Annotated in this window: 15 protein-coding genes and 1 pseudogene; 14 read left to right on the top strand and 2 right to left on the bottom strand. The window is 66.8% G+C overall.

What is annotated here, in order from left to right:
- The first annotated feature begins 16 nt into the window (after window positions 1–16).
- The 3 genes from D0901_RS18720 to D0901_RS18710 all read left to right on the top strand — a co-directional run bounded on the left by D0901_RS18720 (window position 17) and on the right by D0901_RS18710 (window position 3,023).
- A complete protein-coding gene (locus D0901_RS18720; RefSeq protein ID WP_129141842.1) occupies window positions 17–994 on the top strand; it encodes an ABC transporter ATP-binding protein in 978 nt (325 codons plus the stop codon).
- Window positions 991–1,752 (top strand): ABC transporter permease, encoded by a 762-nt coding sequence (locus tag D0901_RS18715; protein WP_129141821.1) that lies wholly within the window; start codon window positions 991–993, stop codon window positions 1,750–1,752. The genes D0901_RS18720 and D0901_RS18715 overlap by 4 nt, the downstream gene beginning before the upstream one ends.
- A 68-nt stretch (window positions 1,753–1,820) precedes the next feature.
- Complete coding sequence (locus D0901_RS18710) at window positions 1,821–3,023, top strand: aminotransferase-like domain-containing protein (protein ID WP_129141820.1); 1,203 nt, start codon at window positions 1,821–1,823, stop codon at window positions 3,021–3,023.
- A gap of 274 nt (window positions 3,024–3,297) precedes the next feature.
- On the opposite strand, the gene D0901_RS18705 is transcribed toward D0901_RS18710, so the two are convergent.
- Window positions 3,298–3,858 (bottom strand): DJ-1/PfpI family protein, encoded by a 561-nt coding sequence (locus D0901_RS18705; protein WP_129141819.1) that lies wholly within the window; start codon window positions 3,856–3,858, stop codon window positions 3,298–3,300.
- A 150-nt stretch (window positions 3,859–4,008) separates the two neighbouring features.
- Here D0901_RS18705 and D0901_RS18700 point away from each other — a divergent pair, with 150 nt between their 5' ends.
- Window positions 4,009–4,716, top strand: a complete 708-nt coding sequence (locus D0901_RS18700) for a hypothetical protein (protein WP_129141818.1) — start codon at window positions 4,009–4,011, stop codon at window positions 4,714–4,716.
- Between the two features lie 97 nt (window positions 4,717–4,813).
- Window positions 4,814–5,740, top strand: coding sequence for a LysO family transporter (locus tag D0901_RS18695; RefSeq protein ID WP_129141817.1), 927 nt, complete (start codon window positions 4,814–4,816; stop codon window positions 5,738–5,740).
- A 69-nt stretch (window positions 5,741–5,809) separates the two neighbouring features.
- Here D0901_RS18695 and D0901_RS18690 read toward each other — a convergent pair whose 3' ends face one another.
- A complete protein-coding gene (locus D0901_RS18690) occupies window positions 5,810–7,312 on the bottom strand; it encodes a carbohydrate porin (protein ID WP_129141816.1) in 1,503 nt (500 codons plus the stop codon).
- A 323-nt stretch (window positions 7,313–7,635) separates the two neighbouring features.
- Between D0901_RS18690 and D0901_RS18685 the strand changes: the two genes are divergently transcribed.
- From D0901_RS18685 to D0901_RS18645, 9 genes and pseudogenes are all read left to right on the top strand, one after another.
- Entirely contained in the window at window positions 7,636–8,895 is a 1,260-nt protein-coding gene (locus tag D0901_RS18685) for an ABC transporter substrate-binding protein (protein ID WP_129141815.1), read from the top strand.
- Window positions 8,896–8,908: 13 nt separating this feature from the next.
- Complete coding sequence (locus D0901_RS18680) at window positions 8,909–9,883, top strand: carbohydrate ABC transporter permease (protein WP_129141814.1); 975 nt, start codon at window positions 8,909–8,911, stop codon at window positions 9,881–9,883.
- Window positions 9,880–10,722, top strand: a complete 843-nt coding sequence (locus tag D0901_RS18675; RefSeq protein ID WP_129141813.1) for a carbohydrate ABC transporter permease — start codon at window positions 9,880–9,882, stop codon at window positions 10,720–10,722. Before D0901_RS18680 ends, D0901_RS18675 begins: the two co-directional genes overlap by 4 nt.
- 36 nt (window positions 10,723–10,758) lie before the next feature.
- The gene (locus D0901_RS18670; RefSeq protein ID WP_129141812.1) at window positions 10,759–12,372 is read left to right on the top strand and encodes an alpha-glucosidase; all 1,614 of its coding nucleotides are present in this window, start codon (window positions 10,759–10,761) and stop codon (window positions 12,370–12,372) included.
- Window positions 12,373–12,426: 54 nt separating this feature from the next.
- The gene (locus D0901_RS18665; RefSeq protein WP_129141811.1) at window positions 12,427–13,533 is read left to right on the top strand and encodes an ABC transporter ATP-binding protein; all 1,107 of its coding nucleotides are present in this window, start codon (window positions 12,427–12,429) and stop codon (window positions 13,531–13,533) included.
- 110 nt (window positions 13,534–13,643) lie between these two features.
- Window positions 13,644–14,687: a LacI family DNA-binding transcriptional regulator gene (locus D0901_RS18660; protein ID WP_233440474.1), complete on the top strand. Its 1,044-nt coding sequence runs from the start codon at window positions 13,644–13,646 to the stop codon at window positions 14,685–14,687.
- A gap of 147 nt (window positions 14,688–14,834) precedes the next feature.
- Window positions 14,835–16,337 carry an ATP-binding protein gene (locus D0901_RS18655; RefSeq protein WP_129141810.1) on the top strand — a complete coding sequence of 501 codons (1,503 nt, stop codon included), beginning with the start codon at window positions 14,835–14,837 and terminating at the stop codon, window positions 16,335–16,337.
- Window positions 16,338–16,353: 16 nt separating this feature from the next.
- Window positions 16,354–17,076: a response regulator gene (locus D0901_RS18650; RefSeq protein ID WP_129141809.1), complete on the top strand. Its 723-nt coding sequence runs from the start codon at window positions 16,354–16,356 to the stop codon at window positions 17,074–17,076.
- Window positions 17,077–17,211: 135 nt separating this feature from the next.
- A pseudogene (locus D0901_RS18645) lies at window positions 17,212–17,882 on the top strand (hypothetical protein); the annotation flags it as partial.

Below are 17,882 nucleotides of genomic sequence, written 5' to 3'. Positions count from 1 at the left end.
CACACCCATGACCGATATGCCGACCGCGACACAGCCGTCCCCCGCGACGGCGCCGGACACCGGACACGCGACGCCGATCATCCGGGTCGAGAACCTCACCAAGACCTATGCCTCGGGTTACCAGGCCCTGCAGCCCATCGACCTGGAGATCCGGCGCGGCGAGATATTCGCCCTGCTCGGGCCGAACGGTGCCGGCAAGACCACCCTGATCAGCATCATCTGCGGGCTGGTCAATCCCAGCGGCGGGCGGGTCTTCGCCGACGGCCACGACATCGTCCGCGACTATCGCGCCGCCCGCTCGCGGATCGGCCTGGTGCCGCAGGAGTTGACCTCGGACGCCTTCGAGACGGTGTGGAACACCGTCAGCTTCAGTCGCGGGCTGTTCGGCAAGCCGCCTAATCCGGCGCACATCGAGAAGGTGCTCAAGGACCTGGCCCTGTGGGACAAGCGCAACAACAAGCTGCTGACGCTGTCCGGCGGCATGAAGCGCCGTGTGCTGATCGCCAAGGCACTGTCCCACGAGCCGCAGATCCTGTTTCTCGACGAACCCACCGCGGGGGTCGACGTCGAACTGCGCCGCGACATGTGGAACGTGGTGCGCGGGCTGCGCGACGCCGGCGTGACCATCATTCTCACCACCCACTACATCGAGGAGGCCGAAGAGATGGCCGACCGTATCGGGGTGATCAACAAGGGCGAGATCGTGCTGGTCAGCGAGAAGCATGCGCTGATGCGCAAGCTGGGCAGCAAGCAGATGACCCTGCAGCTGCAGGCGCCGCTCGGCCAGGTGCCCGAGGCGCTGGCCGGCTACCCGCTGGAGCTCGCCGACGACGGCTATGCCCTGGTCTACAGCTACGATGCCAGCCGCGAGCAGACGGGGATCGCCGGGCTGCTCAACGCCGTGACCGGCGCCGGCATCGAGGTCAAGGATCTGCATACTCACCAGAGCTCGCTGGAAGATATCTTCGTCAACCTGGTCAGGGAGCGCCAATGAACCTCATCGCGGTACGTTCGATCTATCGCTTCGAGATGGCCCGGGCACGGCGCACGCTGCTGCAGAGCGTGGTCTCGCCGGTGCTGTCCACCTCGCTGTATTTCGTGGTCTTCGGCGGCGCCATCGGTTCGCGCATCACCGAGATCGAGGGCGTCAGCTACGGGGCCTTCATCGTCCCCGGGCTGATCATGCTGATGCTGCTCACCCAGAGCGTGTCCAACGCCTCGTTCGCGATCTTCTTTCCCAAGTTCTCCGGGACCATCTACGAACTGCTCTCGGCGCCCGTCTCGCACTTCGAGATCGTGCTCGGCTACGTCGGCGCCGCGGCCACCAAGTCGCTCATTCTGGGACTGTTGATACTGGGCACGGCGAGCCTGTTCGTGCCGCTGCAGATCGCCCATCCGCTATGGATGGTGCTGTTTCTGGTGCTCACCGCGGCCACCTTCAGCCTGCTCGGCTTCATCATCGGCATCTGGGCCGACAACTTCGAGAAGCTGCAACTGGTGCCGCTGCTGGTGATCACCCCGCTGACCTTCCTCGGCGGCACCTTCTACTCCATCGACATGCTGCCGCCGCTCTGGCAGACGCTGACCCTGTTCAACCCGGTGGTCTATCTGATCAGCGGCTTCCGCTGGAGCTTCTTCAACCTCGCCGACGTCAGCCTGTTCGCCAGCCTGGGGATGATCCTGCTGTTCCTGAGCGTGTGCCTGGGCATCGTGGCGTGGATCTTCCGTACCGGGTACCGGATTCGGCCTTGAGGCACGCTTGTGTGCGTCATGCACGGCGAATAAAATGATTCGATTGCTAATTCTTCCTCGAGGCCTCCATGCCCTGGCCGTTTTCCCAGCGGGCAGACGCCCTGTCGAGTTCGGTGATTCGCGAAATACTCAAGGTCACCGAACAGCCCGATGTCATCTCCTTCGCTGGCGGCCTGCCGTCACCGCAATCCTTTCCGGTCGAGGCACTACGCGAGGCCACGGCACGGGTAATGGCCAACGACCCCGAAGCGGCCCTGCAATATGGCCCCACCGAGGGCTTCGCGCCGCTGCGTCGTTGGATCGCCGAGCACATGGCCCGCCGCGGCATGGAGGTCTCCCCCGCTCAAGTGCTGCTGACGACAGGTTCGCAGCAGGCACTGGACCTGATCGCCAAGACCCTGATCGACCCCGGCAGCCGAGTGCTGGTCGAGACGCCTACCTACCTCGGGGCGCTGCAGGCATTTTCGCTGTTCGAGCCGGACTACGTTTCGGTGGAGAGCGACGCCGACGGTCTGGTGCCCCAGGCGCTGGACGCGAGGCTTACAGAGAAGGCCCGCTTCCTCTACGCGATTCCCGACTTCCAGAACCCAACCGGTCGGCGCTTGCCGATGGCACGGCGCGAGGCCTTGGCAAGGATCGCTCTGGAACGCGACCTGCCAATCGTAGAAGACGATCCTTACGGTGAACTCGACTATCAGGGCAACCGGCTGCCCAGCCTCTTCTCGCTGGCGCCGCAGCGGGTGATCCACCTCGGCTCTTTCTCCAAGGTGCTTGCGCCAGGGCTACGCCTTGGCTACGTGATCGCCGAGGAGTCGCTTATCGCCAAGCTGGTGCAGGTCAAGCAAGCCGCCGATCTACACACCCCCAGCTTCACCCAGCGAGTGGTCCACGAGTGCGTCAGAACCGGCCTGCTGGAAGCGCATTTGCCGCATATCCGCGCGCGCTATGCCGAGCGCTGCGAGGCGATGTTGACCGCCCTGGCCGAGTCAATGCCGCCAGGAGTCGACTGGCAGCGGCCGGCGGGCGGCATGTTCGTGTGGTTAACTCTGCCCGCTGGAATCGACAGCACCGAGCTGCTTTCTGAGGCGATCGTCCGCCGTGTGGCCTTCGTCCCGGGCGAGTCGTTCTATGCCAACGCGCCACAGACCAATACCCTGCGGCTATCGTTCGTCACCGTCGAACCGGAGCGCATCACCCGGGGCATCGCCATCCTGGGCGAGTTGATCGGTCAGCGCCTTGCCGACTTGCCGGAGCACACGCCCTGGGTGTAGCGGCGATCAACGCCGCCCCCATTGAGCGGCTTGTGACCGGCCACCATGGCACCAACCGGCGTACTGCTGTTGACCTCCGAACAAGGCGCGCCCGGAGGCCGTCAGTTCTCACGAGTCGCTACCTTTCACAACCTCGAACCAGAGCCTGAAACTGCCGCTGACGTCATGGCCGGGCCAGGGCCGCCGGCTGACGAACGCCAAGGGAATGGGCAAAGGACGACAGCCAGGCCCGCTGGACGGCCGCACGGGCGGCGCTACATGATTTGGTGCCGCCTCACGCCAGCAGCACACTGAACTGCTTGAGCCACTCCGGATGGGCCGGCCAGGCCGGGGCGGAGACCAGCTTGCCGCAGGTGACGGCCTGGTCCACGGCGATGTCGGCGTAGTCGCCGCCGGCCAGGCGCACCTCCGGCGCGCAGGCCGGATAGGCCGAGACCTTGCGCCCTTCCAGCGACACGGCGGCGGCCAGTAGCTGCGCGCCGTGGCAGATCGCCGCCACCGGCTTGTCGGCGTCCATGAAGTGGCGCACCACCTCGAGCACCCGCTCGTTGAGCCGCAGGTACTCGGGCGCGCGGCCACCCGGCACCACCAGGGCGTCGTAGTCGGCGGGATCGGTCTCGGCGAAGGTGGCATTGAGGGTGAAGGCGTGACCGGGCTTCTCGCTGTAGGTCTGATCGCCCTCGAAATCGTGGATCGCGGTCTTGACGCTGTCGCCCTCGCGCTTGTCGGGGCAGATGGCATGCACGGCATGACCCATGGCCTGCAGGGCCTGGAACGGCACCATGATCTCGTAGTCTTCGACGAAATCCCCCGCGATCAACAGAATCTTGGCCATGACGGTGTTCTCCTGAAGGGTGAATGATGGGGTTCAACCGGTGGGCAGGCTTCAAGCCTAGCAGGCGCGCCGGCAAACGCCGAGTCGCAGCGACGGGAACACACCGACCGGCGCGGAGTCCCACCAGCATCGACGCATCGAGGAGCTGCCATGTCCGTTTCGTCGCTGGCCCGGTGGCGCAATCATGCCCTGGCAGTGGTTCTGCTGGCGTGCCTCGCGCTCCCCCAGGCCGTCCGGGCCGCCGCCTCGCTCGCGCCCTTTTCGGCGACCTATCGCCTGCATGTCGACGGCTGGCCGGACGTGACCCTCCACCATCGGCTGACCCATGACGGCGGTCAGTGGCAAAGCGCCATGCGGGCGAGCATCGCCGTCGCCGAAGGCCACGAGCTGAGCCGCTTTCGTCTCGCCGGCGACCATCTGGATGCGCTGTTCTACACCAGCGGCTATCGGCTGTTCGGGCTGGGCGACGACTATCGGCTCAGCGGCCGTGAACTCGATGACCTTCCGGATCGCCAGACGGCATTGATCGTGCTGGCGCGCCGGGCGCCTGCGGCTTCCTGCGTGGGGGCGGACAGCGAGCCGTGTACGCTGCGCTATCTCGATCACCGGGGCGATACCGTCACCCTGGACTACCGCGTGACCGAACGCGGCGACACCCTCGCATCCGGCCATCGTTTCCCCAGCGTGCGGGTCGATACCTGGCGACCCGACAAGCCCGACCGCCACCTGCTGCTGCGCTTCACCCCCGAACTTCCGGGGTTGCTGCTGGGCGCCGAGTACCGGCGCGAGGGGAAGGTCGTCAGTACCCTGGAGCTGATCTCGCTCGACCGCGACCCCGCGGCCCATCACTCACGCTGATACCCCATCAGCGATCATCGTGCCGGCCGCATCCGAAAGCCTTCCGCGCTCTGCTAGAGTAGGCGCCCCTGTCATGGCGACCGCCCAAGGAGCGTGGATGCTTTCCGGCCTGTTCTGGATTCTGTTACCGCTGATTCTCGGCTATCTGGTGCCGGTGACCCACGACGGCGTGCAGCGGGCGATCGACCGCAGCGTCAACGGCTCGATCTACGCCATCCTCGGTCTGATGGGGATCAGCCTGACCGGCTTCGAGGATCTCGGCGGCCAGCTCGCCCGTATGAGCGGTCAGGCCGCGACGCTGTTCGCGGTGATCACCCCCGTCAACCTGGTGGCGCTCTATGCGCTGTCGCGGCGCAGCAAGCTGCATGCCGGCACCTCGCCCAGCGTGCCCAACGCGCCGACCAGCAAGCTCGCCGCGATGGCCGGCTCGCTGTCGCTGGCCGGCGTGGTGGTCGCCGGGATCGTCCTGGGCGTGGCCCTGAAGGCGCTGGGCTGGGCCGAGGCGCCCCAACTCGCCGAGCACCTCGCCACCTGGGTACTCTATGCCCTGCTCGCGCTGATCGGCTGCCAACTGCGCAACTCGGGCATGCCGCTCCGGCAGATTCTCCTCAACCGTCACGGTCTGGCGATCGCCCTCACGGTCGTCGCCAGTTCGCTGCTCGCCGGGCTGCTGGCCGCGCCGCTGCTCGATCTCGACTGGAACGAGGGGCTGGCGATGGTATCCGGCTTCGGCTGGTATTCGCTGTCGGGGATCTTGATCGGCGATCAATTGGGGCCGGTGCTCGGCGGCGCGGCCTTCTTCAACGACCTGGCCCGCGAGCTGCTGGCCTTCCTGCTGATCCCGCTGCTGATTCGTCGTGCCACGCCGCTGGCGATCGGCTTCGGCGGCGCGACCGCCATGGATTTCACCCTGCCGGCGATCCAGCAATACGGGAGCGTGGCCTGCGTGCCGATCGCCGTGGTCAGCGGCTTCCTGCTGTCGCTGCTCTCGCCGCCGCTGATCCTGTTGCTGCTGTCGTTGTAACCCGCAAAAAAGCCCGCCACTCAGGTGGCGGGCCAGGCTCGATCGATCATCGCGATGACGTGGCGCGTCTCAGAACCAGAGTTCCATCTGGGTGCCGAAGGTCCACTCACCGCCGTTGAAGGTATCGTCCCCCAGGGCGTCGTCGCCGGCGAAGTCGTTGAGCTCGCTGTCCCAGTCGCTCCAGCTGGCGAACAGGCGAATTTCCGGCCGCTGCCAGAAGCCACCGACCTGGGGCTTGAAGGTGGGCGCCACGGTCAGCTTGGTATAGGCGCCATCCACCGCGTTGTGCCCCTGGTAGCCCTGCGGGTCGAGGTCCATCCACTGGTAGCTGGCCTCGTACTGCATCTCGAAGTTTTCGGTCAGTTCGTTGGCCAGGCGGGCGTTGAAGGTCGCCCAGTCGTAGCTGTCGCCACGCGCGTAACGATCCGCACTGTGCTGGGCGAGAACGGCCGGCGCCAGGCGCCAGCGGGGGGCCAGGTAGGTGGTGCCATACACCGCCAGTCGCGTGGTCTCGGCGTCATCGAGCAGGTTGCCGTCGGAACCGAGCGACTTGACCTCGGCACCGAGCCCCCGGCCATAGAGCGCCGCCGCCTTGAAGCTGCCCTCGCCGACCCCGAAGAAGCTGTCGCCGTGATAGGCCAGCATGGTGTGGAAGCCGCTGTCCGCCGCGGTGGCCTCGCTCCCCGTATCGCGCTCGTCGTTGTCGTTGGCCGACAGGCCATTGACCATCCACTGCCAGTCGCCGATGTGGTTGTTGAGCGTGAAGATCAGGTTGTCGGTACTGCCCGTCAGCCCCGGGCTGTCGCTGCCGGTCACGGGGTAGTCGCTGAAGCTGCGCCCGTACAGCGAGACGTTGGTGGTCCAGGCGTCGCTGAGGCGAATGTCGTAGACCCCGGCGCCGGTGCCGGCGAGAAAGATGATATCGCTGTCGAGCCAGTGGATATCGAAGTTGTCCCGGTCGAAGCGCTTGCCGGCCCAGATCTTGGCATCCTCGAAGGCGCCGGTGAAGCTCGGCAGGTCACTGAACTGCGCATAGACCTGACGGACGTTGAGGTCCGACTCGTCGGCGGTCCAGTCGTTGCTGGTGGTGACCCCGTCGGCCAGCATGATCCGGTAGTGCGAGCGGGCCCCGTTGTCGAAGCGCTGCTTGTAGTTGAGGGTGGTCTCGACGTAGGTGTCCGGTTCGTTGCCCAGGCGCCCTACCGCGCCACCGGTGCTCCCCGCCGGGGTCAGGTAGGGGCCGCCCGGGGCACTCTTGCCGTGGTCGTCCAGCAACAGTCCCGAGCGCGCATAGGCATTCAGCGACAGCCCCAGATCGCCGTCGGCATGTGCCTCGACATCGGCCAGGCGCTGCTCCAGATCGGCATCATCCAGGGCATCCAGCGCCGCCTCGGCCTGATCGGCGCGCCGTTCGGCGGCGGTAGCGCGCTGTTCGGCGGCGGCGATCCGCGCTTCCAGGGCGGCCAGCCTGGCCTCCAGGCTCTGGGGTTGGGCGACGGCGGTCGACACGACACTCAGCGATGCCAGGGCGACGGCAAGGGTCAGTGGCGTGCGAGTCGGAAAACGTGACATGGAATGACTCCCGTTGTGGTTGTTGTCATCGCCTCGCCCGGCAGGCGCCACGGCGAAGCGAGCTTAAACTTAAACGTTTAAGTGAAGAGCTTCAAAACCCACAACGCCAATTTTGACCAATGTCTAATTCCGTCCATGAACTCCGCCTTCACCCCACCAAAGTCTAGGTTGTCGGCAGGCGGCAAGGGCGACTAACGTTAACGAACTTAAACGTTTAAGACTCGATATGACGCAACGAGTATGAGGTAACGAGAGCGTCACTGACATGACTCGGGAGGCACGGGCTTCCCGCACAACAACAACCCATGCCGGAGGTATTCGCCATGATTCGCCAACTGATCCCCGCCATCGCACTGGCCGGCGCCGCCGTCGGCCAGGCCCACGCCGCCGACCTGACCATCTCCTGCGGTGCCGTGGGCGCGGAACTGCAACTCTGCAAGGAGGGCGTCGCCGCCTGGGAGAAACAGACCGGCCACAGCGTCGACGTGGTCTCCACGCCCAACTCCTCCACCGAGCGACTGTCGCTCTATCAGCAGATTCTTTCCGCGCATTCCAGCGATATCGACATCATGCAGATCGATGTGGTCTGGCCGGGCCTGCTGGCCAATCATCTGGTCGATCTGCGCAAGCTGGGCGGCGAGGACGTCGTCGATGGCAACTTCCAGGCAATCGTCGACAACAACACCATCGACGGCCGGCTGGTGGCGATGCCCTGGTTCACCGACGCCGGGGTGCTCTACTACCGCAAGGACCTGCTGGCCAAGTACGACCAGGACCTGCCCGAGACCTGGCAGGCCATGACCGATACCGCCGAGACGATCCAGCAGGGCGAGCGTCAGGCCGGCAACGACAAGATGTGGGGCTACGTCTTCCAGGGCCGGGCCTACGAGGGCCTGACCTGCAACGCGCTGGAGTGGGTAGCGAGTCACGGTGGCGGCACCATCGTCGACGACCAGGGCGAGATCACCATCGACAACCCGCACGCCGCGGCCGCCCTCGACCAGGCTGCACAGTGGATCGGCACCATCTCGCCCGACGGGGTACTCAACTACACCGAGGAAGAGGCCCGCGGCGTCTTCCAGTCCGGCAATGCCGTGTTCATGCGCAACTGGCCCTATGCCTGGTCACTGACCCAGAGCGAGGACAGCGACGTGCGCGACAAGGTCGGCGTCACTACCCTGCCCCACGGCCCGGACGGCACCAGCGCCGCCACGCTGGGTGGCTGGAACCTGGCCGTCTCCCGCTACAGCGAGCACCCGGATCTGGCGGTGGAACTGGTCAAGTTCCTGACCTCCGAGGCGGAGCAGAAGCGCCGCGCCATCGTGGGGTCCTACAACCCGACCATCAAGTCGCTCTACCAGGACCCCGAGGTGCTCGCCGCGGTGCCCTTCTTCGGCAAGCTCTACGACACCTTCTCCCACGCCGTGGCCCGTCCCTCCGCCGCCACCGGCGACAAGTACGGTCGCGTCAGCAACGCCTTCTTCAATGCGGCGCACCAGGTGCTGGCCGGCGACACCAGCGGCGAACAGGCGGTCTCCGGCTTGCAGCACGAACTCGAGCGCATGAAGCGCCGCCGCTGGTAACCCGAGGTTGATCATGGCCACGAGCGACTCTCACTCGACTCCCGCCCCGGCGCCGACGCGTCGGGGGGCTCAACGGGGCACTCAGGTTCGCCGGCAGCGCGTACGCGCGGCCTGGCTGTTCCTGGTGCCGATGCTGGTCACCCTGGCGCTGGTCGCCGGCTGGCCGCTGGTGCGCACCTTCTACTTCAGTTTCACCGATGCCTCGCTGGCGGACACCACCGGCGCCAGCTTCATCGGCCTCGAGAACTACCTGGTCCACGACGACGGGGCCTGGTACGGCCTGCTGACCGATCCCGCCTGGTGGCAATCGGTGTGGAACACCCTGTTCTTCAGCGCCGTCTCCGTATCGCTGGAAACGGTCTTCGGGATCATCGTCGCGCTGATTCTCAATGCCGAATTCAAGGGACGCATGCTGGTGCGTGCGGCGGTGCTGATCCCCTGGGCGATCCCCACCATCGTCTCGGCCAAGATGTGGGCGTGGATGCTCAACGACCAGTTCGGGATCATCAACCACCTGCTGATGGCCCTGGGTCTGATCGACGCGCCCCTGGCCTGGACCGCCGACGCCGACCTGTCGATGTGGGCGGTGATCATCGTCGACGTGTGGAAGACCATTCCCTTCGTCGCGCTGCTGGTGCTGGCCGCCCTGCAGATGCTGCCCCGCGACTGCTTCGAAGCCGCCGAGGTCGACGGCATCCACCCGGTCAAGGTGTTCTTCCGGGTCACCCTGCCGTTGATCACCCCGGCACTGCTGGTGGCGGTGATCTTCCGCCTGCTCGATGCCCTGCGGGTGTTCGACGTCATCTACGTCCTGACGTCCAACTCGACCAATACCATGACCATGTCGATCTACGCCCGCCAGCAACTGGTGGAGTTCCAGGACGTCGGCTACGGCAGCGCCGCCTCGACCCTGCTGTTCCTGATCATCGCCCTGGTCACCGTGATCTATCTCTACCTCGGCCGCCGTCAGCTGGGAGGTGATCCATGAGCGCCAAACACGCCAAGCCCCTGATCAAGCGCACCGGCTTCTGGTTGCTGGTCGCCATCCTGCTCGTCTATGCGGTCTTTCCCTTCTACTACGCGGTGATCACCTCGTTGAAGCCCTCCAGCGAGCTGTTCCGGGTCGACTACTGGCTGAGCAGCGTGGACTTCAGCAACTACCGCGCCATCTTTTCGCAGGACAGCTTCGTCCAGGCGATCGTCAACTCGATCATCGTCGCCGTAAGCGTGGTGGCCATCGCCCTGCTGCTGGGCATCACCGCCGCCTACGCCCTGGGCCGGGTGCGCTTTCGCGGTCGCACCACGGTGATGATGATCGTGCTCGGGGTATCGATGTTTCCCCAGGTCGCCGTGCTCTCGGGGCTGTTCGAGGTGATCCGCACGCTGAATCTCTACAACAGTCCGGGCGGGCTTATCCTGAGCTACACCATCTTCACCCTGCCGTTCACCGTCTGGGTGCTGACCACCTTCATGCGCCAGCTCCCCCAGGAGCTGGAAGAGGCGGCGATCATGGACGGCGCCACGCCCTGGGTGACCATCACCCGCGTGTTCCTGCCGCTGATGTGGCCGGCCATGGCCACCACCGGCCTGCTGGCCTTCATCGCCGCCTGGAACGAATTTCTCTTCGCCCTGACCTTCACCCTCACCAACGAGGAACGCACCGTGCCCGTGGCGATCGCGCTGATCTCCGGCGGCAGCCAGCACGAGCTGCCCTGGGGGCCGATCATGGCCGCCTCGGTCACCGTCACCGTGCCGCTGGTGGTGCTGGTGATGATCTTCCAGCGACGCATCGTCTCGGGCCTCACCGCCGGCGCGGTGAAAGGCTAACGCGGGCCTTCTCTCCACGAATTCAAGGACTCATACATGCAGGACAACCTGAACTGGTGGCGCGGCGGTGTCATCTATCAGATCTATCCACGCAGCTTTCTGGACAGCAACGGTGATGGCATCGGCGACCTGCCGGGCATCACCGAAAGACTCGACTACGTCGCCTCGCTCGGTGTCGACGGCATCTGGCTGTCGCCCTTCTTTACCTCGCCGATGGCCGATTTCGGCTACGACATCAGCGACTACCGCGACGTCGATCCGATGTTCGGTACCCTCGACGACTTCCGGGCGCTGCTCGCGCGCGCCCACGCCCTGGGCCTGAAGGTGATCATCGACCAGGTGATCAGCCACACCTCGGAAACGCACCCCTGGTTCCAGGAAAGCCGGCGCGATCGAACCAACCCCAGGGCCGACTGGTACGTGTGGGCCGATCCCAAGCCCGACGGCACGCCGCCCAACAACTGGCTGTCGATCTTCGGCGGCTCGGCCTGGACCTTCGACTCCCGGCGCCGCCAGTACTACCTGCACAACTTCCTGGTCGAGCAGCCGGATCTCAACTTCCACAACCCCGAGGTACGCGCCGCCCAGCTCGACAACATGCGCTTCTGGCTCGACCTGGGCGTCGACGGCTTCCGCCTGGATACCGTCAACTTCTACTTTCACGATCCCGCGTTGCGCGACAACCCGCCCCTCGAACCCGGCGAGGCACGGACCCTGGGCGCCCCCGAGGCCAACCCCTACACCTGGCAGCGCCACGTCTATGATCTGAGTCGGCCGGAGAACCTCGATTTCCTCGTGCAGTTGCGGGCGCTCATGGACGAATACCCGGGCACGACCACGATCGGCGAGATCAGCGAGGACAAGCCCCTCGAGCGCATGGCCGAGTACACCGCCGGCGGCGACAAGCTGCACATGGCCTACACCTTCGATCTGCTCAACACCCCGCACACCCCGGGCTACATTCGCGAAGTGATCGCACGCTTCCAGCGCATCGCCGGCAATGCCTGGCCCTGCTGGGCGCTGTCCAACCACGACGTGGTCAGAAGCGCGACCCGCTGGGGCGGCGACGAGGACCCCGACGCCTATCCGCGGGTCGCGCTGGCCATGCTGCTGTCGCTGCGCGGCAGCGTCTGTCTCTATCAGGGCGAGGAACTCGGCCTGCCGGAAGCGGACGTGCCCTACGAGCGCATCCAGGACCCTTACGGCAAGGTCCTGTGGCCGGAGTTCAAGGGCCGCGACGGCTGTCGCACCCCGATGCCCTGGACCGACGACGCCCGGGGCGGTTTCTCCCGGGTCGAACCCTGGCTGCCGGTGGACACGCGCCATCGGCGGCGCGCGGTGTCACGCCAGGAGGCAAGCGGCGATTCGTTGCTCAACGGCCTGCGTGCGTTGCTGGACTTCCGCCGCCGGCAGCCGGCCCTGTTCGACGGCGATCTGCGGCTGGTCGACGTCGGCGACGAACTGCTGGGTTTCGTGCGCGAACGGGGCGACGAGCGCCTGCTGTGCGTGTTCAATCTTGCCGGCGCCGCCCGGGATTGCCGTCTTCCCGAGGCGGGGCATCTGCTCGACGTGCCCGGCTTCACGGCAGAACTCGCGGAGCGCGACCTGCATCTGCCGGGCTACCAGGCCGCCTTCCTGCGCCTGGACTGATCTCACTTTGGACGACATGCCGCCGGTGCCGAAGCGCCGGCCAGGAGCATACTCATGGCAAGCGTGACGCTCGACAAGCTCAACAAGTCGTTTGGCGACACTCACATCATCAAGGACGTCGACCTGTCGATCGCCGACGGCGAGTTCGTGGTCTTCGTCGGCCCGTCCGGGTGCGGCAAGTCGACCCTGCTGCGGCTGGTCGCCGGGCTGGAATCGATCAGCGGCGGCGATCTGAAGATCGGCGAGCGCGTGGTCAACGACCTGCCGCCTCGCGAGCGGGGCGTGGGCATGGTCTTTCAGTCCTACGCCCTGTACCCGCACATGACCGTCTACGAGAACATGGCCTTCGGCCTCAAGCTCGCCAAGACCGCCGAGCAGACCGTGCGCGACCGGGTCATCGAGACCGCCCGCATCCTGCAGCTCGAGGAACTCCTCGAACGCAAGCCCAAACAGCTTTCCGGCGGCCAGCGCCAGCGCGTGGCCATGGGTCGGGCGATGGCCCGGGAGCCGCGCATCCTGCTGTTCGACGAACCGCTGTCCAACCTCGACGCCTCGCTGCGCGTACAGATGCGCAACGAGATCGCCCGGTTGCACCAGCGTCTCGGCTCGACGGTCATCTACGTGACTCACGATCAGGTCGAGGCGATGACCCTGGCCGACAAGATCGTGGTCCTCAACGGCGGGCGAATCGAACAGGTGGGCAGCCCCCAGACCCTCTACCAGCAGCCGGCCACCCAGTTCGTCGCCGGCTTCATCGGCTCGCCGACCATGAACTTCCTGCCCGCCACCTTGCGCGAGGGCGGTACCGACGGCTGCCGCGTCGACGTCGAGGGCATCGGCGAGCTGTCGTTGCCACAGTCCAGCCAGGGCCTTGCCCCAGGCACCGGGCTGACCCTCGGCATCCGCCCCGAACACCTGTGTCTCGCCCAGGCCCAGGGCTACAATGCCTTCGAGGTCGTCAACGTCGAATACCTGGGCAACGAGGTCTACGTCTATCTCGACGCCGGGCCGAACGAGGCGCTGCTGATCCATCGCAGCGAGGCGCCGGGAAGCTGGGAAATCGGTCAGCGCGCCGCCCTCGCGCCGGCGCTCGAGAACGTGCACCTGTTCGACGGTGACGGCCGGGCGCTGCCCCTGGCACAGGCGCGCCATGCCGCCTGATCGATGGGCCCGGGTCGCGAGTCGAGCGTCGCCCATCGGGCCACTGAGGGCCCTAGAGAGTATGCGGGCAGACAGGTATTCTGCCCCTTCGACCCGCAACGAGACAGGCCGTGACCCCACCGAATCGCCGCATCACCATCAAGGATCTGGCCGCCCGGCTCGCGGTTTCCACCGCCACGGTGTCCAATGCCTTCAACCGCCCGGACCAGTTGTCGCCGGCGCTGCGCGACCGGATTCTCGGCGAGGCGCGGGCCGTGGGCTATCTCGGTCCCGATGCCCGGGGGCGCAGCCTGCGCACCGGGCGCTCGCGCATCATCGCGGTGGTCCTCGCCGACAGCTTGACCTATAGCCTCAACGACGCCGTGGCCAGCGAGTTTCTCGCCGGCGTCGCCGAAGTCCTGGACGCGCATGGCCATACCCTGCTGTTGCTGCCGAGTCGGGGGGGCTTGCGCCTGGAATCGGCCAGCATGGCCGACGGTTTCATCGTCTACGGCCTGCTGCCCGATCCGGAAATGCACCAGCAGTTGCCCTCTCAGCGGCCATTGATGTCCGTCGACTTCGATCTCGCCGGACAGGCCTCGGTGCACATCGACAACCATGCGGCCTGCCTGACCATCGCGCGGCACGCCTTGCGCCACCGACCGAGCCGCCCGGCGATCATCAATCTGCGCTCGACCCTCGAACCCTGCAACGGCCGGGTCATCGACCAGCCCTTGCTGAGCGAATCGCAGACCATCACCCGGGTACGTCTGACCGGCTTCCACGAGGCCTTGAGCGAACACCACTTCGTGCCGGACGAGGTGCCCATGTGGAACATCGAGGAGAACACCTTCGATGTCTGCGCGCCGGTCATTGCCGAGATCCTCGACCTGCCCGACGACGAACGCCCCGACCTGCTGCTGTGCATGTCCGATCGCATTGCCCTGACCGTGCTGACGCTGGCGGAACAGCGCGGCCTGCGTATTCCCGAGGATCTGCGCATCACCGGCTTCGACGGCATCGCCGAAGGCCAGTACCGAGCCCCGCGGCTGACCACGGTGCGCCAGGACAGCGTCGAGAAGGGGCGCGTCGCGGCCTCGATGATCCTGGGCCTGACACCGCGCGAATCGCGGCTGCTGAAAACCGAGCTGATCGTCGGCGAGACCGCCCCCTGACGACTTCCATCGAGCTTGCACATTTACCGGCGACGCCCGGCACGCCGATCGGCGATGATGAAGGTTCGTTCGTCACCGCGTCACTTACATGCCCTCTTCGAACCCGCCGGTCGCGATTCACCCATGCACGGCCGAGGAGCCGCCGCGATGAAGCGCTTCACCCGCCCCGGCCTCTCGCCGCTGGGCCTGAAACTCTTCGCCACCATCCTGCTGGTCAATGTGCTGACCTGCGGGCTGATCTTCCTGTTCGTCTCGCGCAGCCTCGACCAGGGCTTCCTCGACTATCTGGAGCGCAGCCAGGCCAACCGCGCGGAGACGCTGGCCACCGCGCTGGGCGAGGCCTATGCGAACCGCGGCGACTGGCAATGGCTGCGCGACAACCCGCGCGCCTGGTTTCAACTGGTGCATCGCCAATTGTGGCCGGGCGAGCGCCAGCCCTCGCAGGACCTGCAGCGCGAACTGGGCACACCCCGCGACTTCATCGTTCGCGATGCCCGGGGGCGCATCGTGATCGGCCCGCCAAGGCCCGGGAAACACGGCGGTCCGGAGGGCCCCGGCAGGCCGCAGGGCCCCAGTGACCCCGGTGGTCCGGATGGCCCTGGCGACCCGCCGGGTGCGTTCAAGCGTGTCCCCATCATCAGTCAGGGGCAGCCCGTCGGCGAGCTCGACTACCGTCCGCCGCGGGCCCTCATGGCGCGCATGGATCGCATCTTCCTCGACCGCCAGCAGCGCAACCTGTCGATCATCGTCGCCTCGCTGGCCCTGGCGTCGCTGCTCCTCGCCGGGGGGCTGGCATGGTGGCTGGGGCGCCGCACCCGGGGCATGGCGCTGGCGACGCGGCGGCTGACCGAAGGCGACTACAGCGTGCGCCTGGCCGAACGCGGTCGCGACGAGCTCGCCCGCCTGGCCCACGATTTCAACCTGCTCGCCGAAACGCTCGAGGCCAACCGACGCTCGCGCCAGCGCTGGGTGGCCGATATCGCCCACGAGCTGCGTACCCCGCTGGCGGTGCTGCGCGGCGAGATCGAGGCGATGCAGGACGGCATCCGCCGCGCCGACGCCGAGAACCTGGGGTCGCTGAGCCAGGAAGTCGCGCAACTGGAGCGCCTGGTCAGCGACCTGCGCCTGCTCGCCGCCAGCGACGCCGGGACCCTGGAAGCCGACCGCCGGCCGCTGGACCTGGCCGAGAGCCTCGGCGCGCGTCTCGACGAGGCCCGCGGCTGGCTCGACGATGTCGGGCTGACCCTGGAAACCCGCATCGTCGGGCCGGCGCTGATCGAGGGCGACGGGCAGCGCCTGCGCCAGTTGTGGACCAACCTGATCGCCAACACCCTGGCCTATACCGACACCCCGGGGCGCTTGCGGGTGGCTCTGGAAAGCGACGAGGCGGAATGCCGGGTGATCTGGGAGGACAGCGCCCCCGGGGTCGCCGAGGACGCCTTGCCGCGCCTCACCGAACGCCTGTACCGGGTCGAGGCCTCACGCAACCGGCGCAGCGGCGGCAGCGGGCTGGGGCTGTCGATCGCCAGCGCCCTGGTCGCGATCCACGGCGGGCGCATGATCCCCTCCCGCTCGCCGCTGGGCGGACTACGCTGGACATTGCATTTCCCGCTCGCCACGCCCACGACGAGCCACGCCGAACCCGACTGAGCCGGGTGGGGCGACGATGAACCGAGGAGACCGCGCGGTGAACGAACGCATCCTGATCGTCGAGGACGAACCCAAGATCGCCCGGCTGCTCGCCGACTACCTGGCCGGCAGCGACTTCGCCAGCGATCATCTGGCGCATGGCGACGATGTCATGCCCTGGCTGGCGGACCGCCCCGGCGAGGCACTGCCGGCACTGGTCCTGCTCGACCTGATGCTGCCCGGCACCGATGGCCTGACACTGTGTCGCGAGATTCGCCAGCGCTGGCCACGGATGCCGGTGATCATGCTCACCGCGCGGGTCGAGGAGGTCGATCGCCTGCTGGGTCTGGAACTGGGCGCCGACGACTACATCTGCAAGCCGTTCAGCCCGCGCGAAGTGGTCGCCCGGGTCAAGGCGGTACTGCGCCGCGTCAGTCAGCCCGATGCCCCGGAGCCCTCCGGCGTGGCGGCGTCGCTGGTACTCGACGAGGAGGGCTGGCGCGCGCTCGCCGATGGCCGGGACCTGGGGCTGACCGCCGTGGAATTCCAGTTGTTGCGGGTGATGATGCACTCTCCGGGGCGGATCTTCTCCCGCGAGCAGCTGATGGACCACATGTACCGCGACCACCGCATCGTCTCCGAGCGCACCGTCGACAGCCACGTCAAGAAGCTGCGGCGCAAGATCGCCGAGATCTGGCCCGAGCGCGAGATCATCCGCTCGGTCTACAGCGTCGGCTACAAGTACCAGCCCGAGGAGTGACCGCCGGCCGCGCCGGAAAAACGAGCGATTGCGCAGGCAATGTGCAATCAATTGCACGGAATATGCGTGCTTCTTGCCCAGCGCCTGCACATCCCGGGCCGATACTGGCGGTGTCACTACTCAGGAGACGCCGTCATGCAAAAGACCCGCCTTACCGCTGCCCTGTTCGCCGCCCTGCTCGCCGGCGGCCCCATCGCCCTGGCCCAGGCCGCGCCGGTCGACGCCCCCTGTCCGCCCCCGATGGCCGGCCCCCAAGATCGGCTCGAGGTGTTGTTCGATAGCTGGCACCTGGACGATGCCACCCGTCAGGCCTTCGACGAGGCGCAGCGCCATTACCGCGAACAGCGCCAGTCACTCCGCCAGGCCCATCACGAACGACTCGCCGAGATTCTCTCCGCCGAGCAGCTCGCCGCGCTCGACACCTTCGCCGGACCGCACCGCGACGGCCCCGGTTTCACGCATCGCGGGCCGCGCGATGCTCTCCGCGGCCCAGCTCCGGGCCCCGGTGCCGACCGGCGTGATCCCCAGGCACTGTTCGCCGCCCTGTTCAAGAGCTGGAACCTCAGCGACGACCAGCGTGCCCGGTTGCAGACCGCCCGTGACGATTTCCGCGAACGGGCCCAGGCTCTGCGAGCGCGGGATTTCGACAGCCGCGACGCCCGCCATCAGGCCTGGCAACAGCTCATGCAGACCCAGCACGATACGCTCGCCGACGTCCTCGACGCCGATCAGATGGCGGTGCTCGAGCAGCTCCGCCATCTGATCGGCGTCGAGGACGTCGGCGAGCGTATCGTGCTGGGTCTGCA

It is taken from the genome of Modicisalibacter coralii, from assembly GCF_004117855.1.
In the GTDB taxonomy this organism is placed as follows: Bacteria; Pseudomonadota; Gammaproteobacteria; order Pseudomonadales; family Halomonadaceae; genus Modicisalibacter; species Modicisalibacter coralii.
The sequence above is the reverse complement of the archived record's forward strand: the minus strand, read 5'-3'. Positions and strand labels throughout refer to the sequence as shown.

Bases quoted from the DNA above. Each gene is read 5' to 3' on its own strand.
- D0901_RS18720 (WP_129141842.1), top strand. From the start codon at position 17: ATGCCGACCGCGACACAGCCGTCCCCCGCGACGGCGCCGGACACCGGA.
- D0901_RS18715 (WP_129141821.1), top strand. From the start codon at position 991: ATGAACCTCATCGCGGTACGTTCGATCTATCGCTTCGAGATGGCCCGG.
- D0901_RS18710 (WP_129141820.1), top strand. From the start codon at position 1,821: ATGCCCTGGCCGTTTTCCCAGCGGGCAGACGCCCTGTCGAGTTCGGTG.
- D0901_RS18705 (WP_129141819.1), bottom strand. From the start codon at position 3,858: ATGGCCAAGATTCTGTTGATCGCGGGGGATTTCGTCGAAGACTACGAG.
- D0901_RS18700 (WP_129141818.1), top strand. From the start codon at position 4,009: ATGTCCGTTTCGTCGCTGGCCCGGTGGCGCAATCATGCCCTGGCAGTG.
- D0901_RS18695 (WP_129141817.1), top strand. From the start codon at position 4,814: ATGCTTTCCGGCCTGTTCTGGATTCTGTTACCGCTGATTCTCGGCTAT.
- D0901_RS18690 (WP_129141816.1), bottom strand. From the start codon at position 7,312: ATGTCACGTTTTCCGACTCGCACGCCACTGACCCTTGCCGTCGCCCTG.
- D0901_RS18685 (WP_129141815.1), top strand. From the start codon at position 7,636: ATGATTCGCCAACTGATCCCCGCCATCGCACTGGCCGGCGCCGCCGTC.
- D0901_RS18680 (WP_129141814.1), top strand. From the start codon at position 8,909: ATGGCCACGAGCGACTCTCACTCGACTCCCGCCCCGGCGCCGACGCGT.
- D0901_RS18675 (WP_129141813.1), top strand. From the start codon at position 9,880: ATGAGCGCCAAACACGCCAAGCCCCTGATCAAGCGCACCGGCTTCTGG.
- D0901_RS18670 (WP_129141812.1), top strand. From the start codon at position 10,759: ATGCAGGACAACCTGAACTGGTGGCGCGGCGGTGTCATCTATCAGATC.
- D0901_RS18665 (WP_129141811.1), top strand. From the start codon at position 12,427: ATGGCAAGCGTGACGCTCGACAAGCTCAACAAGTCGTTTGGCGACACT.
- D0901_RS18655 (WP_129141810.1), top strand. From the start codon at position 14,835: ATGAAGCGCTTCACCCGCCCCGGCCTCTCGCCGCTGGGCCTGAAACTC.
- D0901_RS18650 (WP_129141809.1), top strand. From the start codon at position 16,354: ATGAACCGAGGAGACCGCGCGGTGAACGAACGCATCCTGATCGTCGAG.